Source organism: Streptomyces sp. E2N166, from assembly GCF_003671715.1.
GTDB lineage: Bacteria > Actinomycetota > Actinomycetes > Streptomycetales > Streptomycetaceae > Streptomyces > Streptomyces thinghirensis.
In genome coordinates, this window is record NZ_RAIF01000012.1 from 601,317 (window position 1) to 607,275 (window position 5,959).

Annotated in this window: 7 protein-coding genes; 5 read left to right on the forward strand and 2 right to left on the reverse strand. The window is 72.8% G+C overall.

The genetic code is table 11. The annotated features are described in order from the left end of the window. The 3 genes from EBH09_RS10470 to EBH09_RS10480 form a co-directional block, all read left to right on the forward strand. Window positions 1–1,487: ABC transporter ATP-binding protein (locus tag EBH09_RS10470; RefSeq protein WP_121746729.1), on the forward strand; the 1,487-nt coding region annotated here is incomplete at its 5' end. Further along, window positions 1,484–2,317 (forward strand): ECF transporter S component, encoded by an 834-nt coding sequence (locus EBH09_RS10475; RefSeq protein ID WP_121746730.1) that lies wholly within the window; start codon window positions 1,484–1,486, stop codon window positions 2,315–2,317. The genes EBH09_RS10470 and EBH09_RS10475, both read left to right, overlap by 4 nt. Window positions 2,318–2,564: 247 nt before the next feature. Beyond that, window positions 2,565–2,978: a transglycosylase SLT domain-containing protein gene (locus EBH09_RS10480; protein WP_121746731.1), complete on the forward strand. Its 414-nt coding sequence runs from the start codon at window positions 2,565–2,567 to the stop codon at window positions 2,976–2,978. Window positions 2,979–3,067: 89 nt separating this feature from the next. Here the strand turns inward: EBH09_RS10480 and EBH09_RS10485 are convergent, their stop codons facing one another. Further along, a complete protein-coding gene (locus EBH09_RS10485; RefSeq protein ID WP_238697263.1) occupies window positions 3,068–3,394 on the reverse strand; it encodes a hypothetical protein in 327 nt (108 codons plus the stop codon). Between the two features lie 51 nt (window positions 3,395–3,445). Beyond that, window positions 3,446–4,447 carry a helix-turn-helix domain-containing protein gene (locus tag EBH09_RS10490; RefSeq protein WP_121746732.1) on the reverse strand — a complete coding sequence of 334 codons (1,002 nt, stop codon included), beginning with the start codon at window positions 4,445–4,447 and terminating at the stop codon, window positions 3,446–3,448. Window positions 4,448–4,598: 151 nt separating this feature from the next. Between EBH09_RS10490 and EBH09_RS10495 the strand changes: the two genes are divergently transcribed. After that, complete coding sequence (locus tag EBH09_RS10495; RefSeq protein WP_121746733.1) at window positions 4,599–5,189, forward strand: isochorismatase family protein; 591 nt, start codon at window positions 4,599–4,601, stop codon at window positions 5,187–5,189. Beyond that, entirely contained in the window at window positions 5,189–5,911 is a 723-nt protein-coding gene (locus EBH09_RS10500; RefSeq protein ID WP_121746734.1) for a cysteine hydrolase family protein, read from the forward strand. The genes EBH09_RS10495 and EBH09_RS10500 overlap by 1 nt, the downstream gene beginning before the upstream one ends. Window positions 5,912–5,959 lie beyond the last annotated feature (48 nt).

Consider the following 5,959-nt stretch of genomic DNA (forward strand, 5'->3'; position numbering starts at 1 on the left):
GGCGTGACACCCGCACCCACAAGCCGCGCGAACTCGCCGATGTCGTCGGCACGGTCGGCCAGGACCCGCTCTCCCACTTCGTGACGGACACCGTCGAGGACGAGCTGGCCTACGGCATGGAGTCCCTCGGGCTGGCCCCGGACGTGATGCGCCGCCGCGTCGAGGAGACCCTCGACCTGCTGGGCCTGTCCGACCTGCGCGGCCGCCCCATCGCCACCCTCTCCGGCGGTCAGCAGCAGCGGGTCGCGATCGGCTCGGTCCTCACCCCGCACCCGGACGTCCTGGTCCTGGACGAGCCGACCTCCGCGCTCGACCCCGCCGCGGCGGAGGAGGTCCTGGCCGTCCTCCAGCGCCTCGTCCACGACCTCGGTACGACGGTCCTGATGGCCGAGCACCGCCTGGAGCGCGTCATCCAGTACGCCGACCAGGTCGTCCTGCTCCCGTCCCCGGGCGCGGCGCCGCTCCTCGGGCCTCCGGCGGACGTGATGGCCGTGTCCCCGGTGTACCCGCCGGTGGTGGGCCTGGGCAGGCTGGCGGGCTGGTCCCCGCTGCCGCTGACGATCCGCGACGCCCGCCGCCGCGCGGCCCCGCTGCGGGACCGGCTGGCCGACCGGGAGATTCCGGACCACACGCCGACGACCGCCACGCTCCCGCCCCTTCCCGCGCTCCGGCCCGCCCCCGCGTCCCGCTGGCGCCGCCGCGGGAAGTCCCCGCAAGTCCCTTCGGGTCCCACCCCGTACGCCGCCGAGGTCCGCTCCCTCGCCGTCCGCCGCGACGGGATCCAGGCACTGCGCGGTGTCGGCCTGACCGTCTCCCCCGGCGAGACCGTCGCCCTGATGGGCCGCAACGGCGCCGGAAAGTCCACCCTGCTCTCCGCGCTCGTCGGCCTCGTCGAACCGTCCGCCGGTTCGGTCCGCGCGGGCGACGCCGTACCGCACCGCACGGCCCCCCGCGACCTGGTGCGCCGGGTCGGCCTGGTCCCGCAGGAGCCGCGCGACCTGCTGTACGCCGACACGGTCGCCGCCGAGTGCGCGGCCGCCGACCGGGACGCGGAGGCGGACCCGGGCACCTGCCGCGCCCTGCTCACCGAGCTGCTCCCCGGCGTCACCGACGACACCCACCCCCGCGACCTCTCCGAGGGCCAGCGCCTCACCCTCGCCCTGTCCGTCGTGCTCACCGCCCGCCCGCCCCTGCTCCTCCTGGACGAGCCGACGCGTGGCCTGGACTACGCGGCGAAGGCCCGGCTGGCGGGCATCCTGCGCGGGCTGGCCGCCGAGGGGCACGCGGTCGTGCTGGCCACGCACGACGTGGAGCTGGCCGCCGAGCTGGCCCACCGGGTCGTGCTGCTCGCCGAGGGCGAGGTGATCGCCGACGGTCCGGCGGCGGACGTGGTGGTGGCCTCGCCGTCCTTCGCACCGCAGGTCGCCAAGGTGCTGGCCCCGCGGAAGTGGCTGACCGTCGCACAGGTCCGGGAGGCGCTGGCATGACCGGTCCCCGACGTGATCGCCAGGCCCGCGCCGTCCGCCTCGGCCCCCGTTCGGTCGCCGCTCTCCTCCTGGTCAGCGCGGTGGGCGTGGCCGGCTTCGGCTGGCCCTTCCTGGCCCCGCCGGACGCCTCGCTGAACGCGCACGCCCAGGACGCGCCGTGGCTGTTCGCCGGCCTGCTGGTGCTGCTGGTGGCCGTGGTCGCGGCGACGATCTCGGAGTCGGGTCTCGGCCCCAAGGCCGTGGCGATGCTCGGCGTCCTGGCGGCGGCGGGCGCGGCGCTGCGTCCGATCGGCGCGGGCACGGCCGGTCTGGAGCCGATGTTCTTCCTCATGGTCCTCAGCGGCCGGGTGCTCGGTCCGGGCTTCGGCTTCGTCCTCGGCTCGGTCACGATGTTCGCGTCCGCGCTGCTCACGGGCGGGGTGGGCCCGTGGATGCCGTTCCAGATGCTGTCGATGGGCTGGTTCACGATGGGCGCGGGTCTGCTGCCCTTCCCCGACCGCCTGCGCGGGCGCCCGGAACTGCTCCTGCTCGCCGCGTACGGCTTCCTGGCCGCGTTCGCCTACGGCACGGTGATGAACCTGGCGGGCTGGACCTTCATGAACACGCTCGCCTCGAACATCGCCTTCGACCCGGACGCGTCGGTCCCCGACAACCTGGCCCGCTTCCTCGCGTTCTGCCTGGCCACGTCCCTCGGCTGGGACGGCGGCCGCGCCGCCGTGACGGTCGTGCTGACCCTCGCGCTCGGCACCCCGGTCCTGAAGGCACTGCGCCGGGCCACCCGCCGGGCGGCGTTCGAGACCCCGGTCACGTTCGAGAAGGCGACGGGGTGAGCCGTCCCACGTGACGGGGTTCACCTACGAAGCGGGGCCGTAGCCGACGGGCGGAACACCCGGCCGCCGGCCTGCTCCCCACCGCGTCACCTACGACCACGGTTAGCAAAAGGGATGATTGCGGACGGCTGGCCCGCCTGTTTCCCTGAACCAGTCGCCAGGCGCCGACGCCCTCTCGGGCAGCGGCGCCGACGCATGCCCGGCGGGTGTGCGCCGACGCCCCCTGTCCCCCAGGAAAGGCCCTCCGTTGACCGCCGCTTCCCTCCTCCGCAGTGCCGCCACCCCGAAGAAGGCCCTCGCCGGTGCCGCCCTGGCCGCGGCCACCTGCGGCACGCTGATCGCCGCCGCGCCCGCGCAGGCCGCGACGCCGGCCTCCTCGGCGCAGGCGACCGCGAAGAAGATGATCGGCGACTCGGCCGAGTACCGGTGCTTCGCCGAGATCGTCGACCACGAGAGCGACTGGAACGTCGACGCCACCAACTCCTCCAGCGGCGCCTACGGCCTGGTCCAGGCCCTGCCGGGCTCGAAGATGGCCTCGGCCGGCTCCGACTGGAAGACCAACGCGGCCACCCAGATCGAGTGGGGTCTGGACTACATGAAGGACCGCTACGGCGGCGCCTGCGACGCCTGGAGCTTCTGGCAGGCCAACGGCTGGTACTGACCCGGCCCGCACCCCGCTCCCCCATTACCGGAGGCGGCGGCCCCCTGATCCCCGGGGCCGCCGCCTTCGTGCGTTCAGGTGCTCGCGCGTCAGCGGTCGAGGTCGAGCACGGGCAGACCGCGCCCCTCGTACGCCTTCGGCTCCACGGTGGCGACGAGCGCGTCCGCGCCCCACTCCGGCAGGTGGCGGGCGGCGTGGATCGCGGCCCCGATCCCCGGCGGCACACCGTCGCGGCTCAACCGGGCGACCGCCAGCACGGCCGGACAGTCCAGGTCGACCGTGCGAATGACTTCCAGCTGCCCGACGTGCTCGGCGATTCCGAGAGACTCACGGTCCGCCTCCAGGAGGGACACCGTGGGCGCCCACAGGCGGGTTTCCGTCTCGAAGTAGGCCCGGTGGACCAGGGCATCACCCATGCCGGGAGCATACGTCTGCGTATACGACGTCGGCGTCGCTTCGGGCCGCCCTCAGCCGGGGCCCGTCCGGAACCGGCGCCGGTACTCCGTCGGTGTCGTGTCGAGTCGGCGGCGGAACGCCCTGACCAGGGTGTCCACGGTGCCGAAGCCGCACGTGGAGGCGACCCGTTCCAGCGTGGCGTCGGTGGATTCGAGCTGGTGGCGCGCCACCTCGACGCGGGCCGATTCGATGTAGGCGTGGGGGGTCGTGCCGAGTTCGGTCTTGAAGATCCGGGTGAGCTGCCGGTCGCTGACGTGGGCGCACGCGGCGAGGTCGGCGACGGTGAGCGGTTCGGCGATGTTGCGCATGATGTGGTGGCGCAGGTCCTCGATGCGCCGGGTCGTCGATACCTGCTCCAGCGGGACGCTGAACTGGCTCTGCCCGCTGGGCCGTTTCAGGTACATCACGAGCTGCCGGGCGACACGCAGCGCCACCTCCTCGCCGAGGTCGTCGGCGATGAGGGCGAGTGAGAGGTCGAGGCAGGCGCTGATGCCCGCGCCGGTCCACACGTCGCCTTCCCGGATGAAGATCGGGTCGGCGTCGACCTCGACGGCCGGATGGTCCTCGGCGAGCTGCCGCGCGGTCGACCAGTGGGTGGTGGCGCGCTTGCCGTCGAGGAGTCCGGCGGCGGCGAGGATGTGCGCGCCGACGCAGACGGACGTGACCCGGCGGGTCCGGCCGGCGAGCTGCCTCACCCGCTCCACCACCGCGGGATCGGTGAGCGGGTGCACGCGGCGCTGGTCGTCCACCTCGACGGCGCCGGGCACGATCAGGGTGTCGATGCTCCGGGCGGGCAGCCCGGCCAGTTCGTCGAAGGTGGTGTCCGGCAGGACCCGGACCCCGGCGCCCGTGGTGACCGGTGCCATGGTCTCGGCGGCCAGGACCACCTCGTAGCCCGCCGCCTCGTCCGTCTCGCGCCGGGCGAGGGAGAACACCTCCGGTGGTCCGGTGACGTCGAGCAGGTCGACGTCCTCGAAGAGGACTATGACGATCAGTCGTCTGACGGTGCTCAAGAAGGTCCCACTCCCAAGCTCGGCGACAGCCATGTCGGTTTCTGCATGTTAGACGACATTGCCGACACCCGGCGGTGAGCCATAGCGTCATGGACACAGGTCACCGCACCGGTGAACTGCCTCCCCCGACAAGCACGTTAGGCGACCTCCCATGCCCAGAACGACGCTGCGCCGGCTCAACGGCTTCGACGACACCCCCGCGAAGCTCGCCGAGTCCACCCTGGTCCTCGTCGACTACCAGAACACCTACACGACCGGCGTCATGGAACTGGACGGCTGGCAGGCCGCACTCGACGCCGCCGCCCAACTGCTGGCACGGGCCCGCCAGGAGGGCACGAAGGTCATCCACGTCGTCAACGACGGCGGCGAGGGCACACCGTACGACATCCGCGCCGAGATCGGCGCCATCCACCCGAGCGTCGCACCGGTCGACGGCGAGCCCGTCGTCGTCAAGAAGGCGCCGAACGCCTTCGTCGGTACGGACCTGGCCGAGCACGTCGACGCAGCGGGCAACAGCGACCTCGTCATCGCCGGGTTCATGACGCACATGTGCGTGGCCTTCACCGCCCAGGGCGCCTTCCTGCGCGGCAACCGCCCGACCGTCGTGGCCGACGCCAGCGCCACCCGCGCGCTGCCGGTAGCGGGCCTCGAACTGGACGCCCACCAGGTGCACTACAGCGCCCTCGCCACCATCGCCGACCTCTACGGGGTCGTCGTCCCGTCCCAGAAGGAGATCTCCTGATGAAGCTGCTCCGCCCGGCCGTCGCCCTCGCCACCGCCGCCGTCCTCTCGGCCACCGTCGCCGCGTGCGGCGGGAGTTCCGAGGCCGCCACCTCCGAGGACAAGCCGTCGGCCGCCGCCACCGCCCAGAAGAACGTCGCGAAGGACACGACGACTCTGCGCAAGCTCAACGGTCTCGGCGAGACCCCGGCCACGCTCTCCGACGCCACCCTCATCCTGGTCGACTACCAGAACACCTACACCGAGGGCGTGATGGAGCTCGACGGGTGGAAGCCGGCGGTGGACAACGCCGAAGCCCTGCTGAAGCGGGCCCGCGAGGCGGGCACGCCGGTCATCCACATCGTCGACAAGGGCTACGACCTGAAGTCGAAGGCAGGCCAGATCATTCCGGCGCTCAAGCCGGCCAAGGGCGAGCCCGTCGTCGAGAAGAGCGTCCCCAACGCCTTCCACGGCACCGATCTCGCCGAGCAGGTCAAGAAGGCCGGGAACAAGAACGTCATCGTCGCCGGGTTCATGACCAACATGTGCACCCTGTTCACCGCCCAGGGCGCGTTCCTCAACGGCAACGCGCCGACCGTCGTCGCCGACGCCTCGGCGACCCGGCCGCTGCCCCTGAAGGGCAACCCGAACGGCATTCCCGCGCAGCAGGTCCACGAGGCCGCCCTCGCCACGGTCCAGGACCTCTACGGAGTCGTGGTCCCGTCGCAGAAGTCCCTGACCTGAGACCGGCGGGCCCCCACCCCGCCGACCCCACCCCACACTGAAGCCCCC

Bases quoted from the DNA above. Each gene is read 5' to 3' on its own strand.
- EBH09_RS10495 (WP_121746733.1), top strand. From the start codon at position 4,599: ATGCCCAGAACGACGCTGCGCCGGCTCAACGGCTTCGACGACACCCCC.
- EBH09_RS10475 (WP_121746730.1), top strand. From the start codon at position 1,484: ATGACCGGTCCCCGACGTGATCGCCAGGCCCGCGCCGTCCGCCTCGGC.
- EBH09_RS10500 (WP_121746734.1), top strand. From the start codon at position 5,189: ATGAAGCTGCTCCGCCCGGCCGTCGCCCTCGCCACCGCCGCCGTCCTC.
- EBH09_RS10485 (WP_238697263.1), bottom strand. From the start codon at position 3,394: ATGGGTGATGCCCTGGTCCACCGGGCCTACTTCGAGACGGAAACCCGC.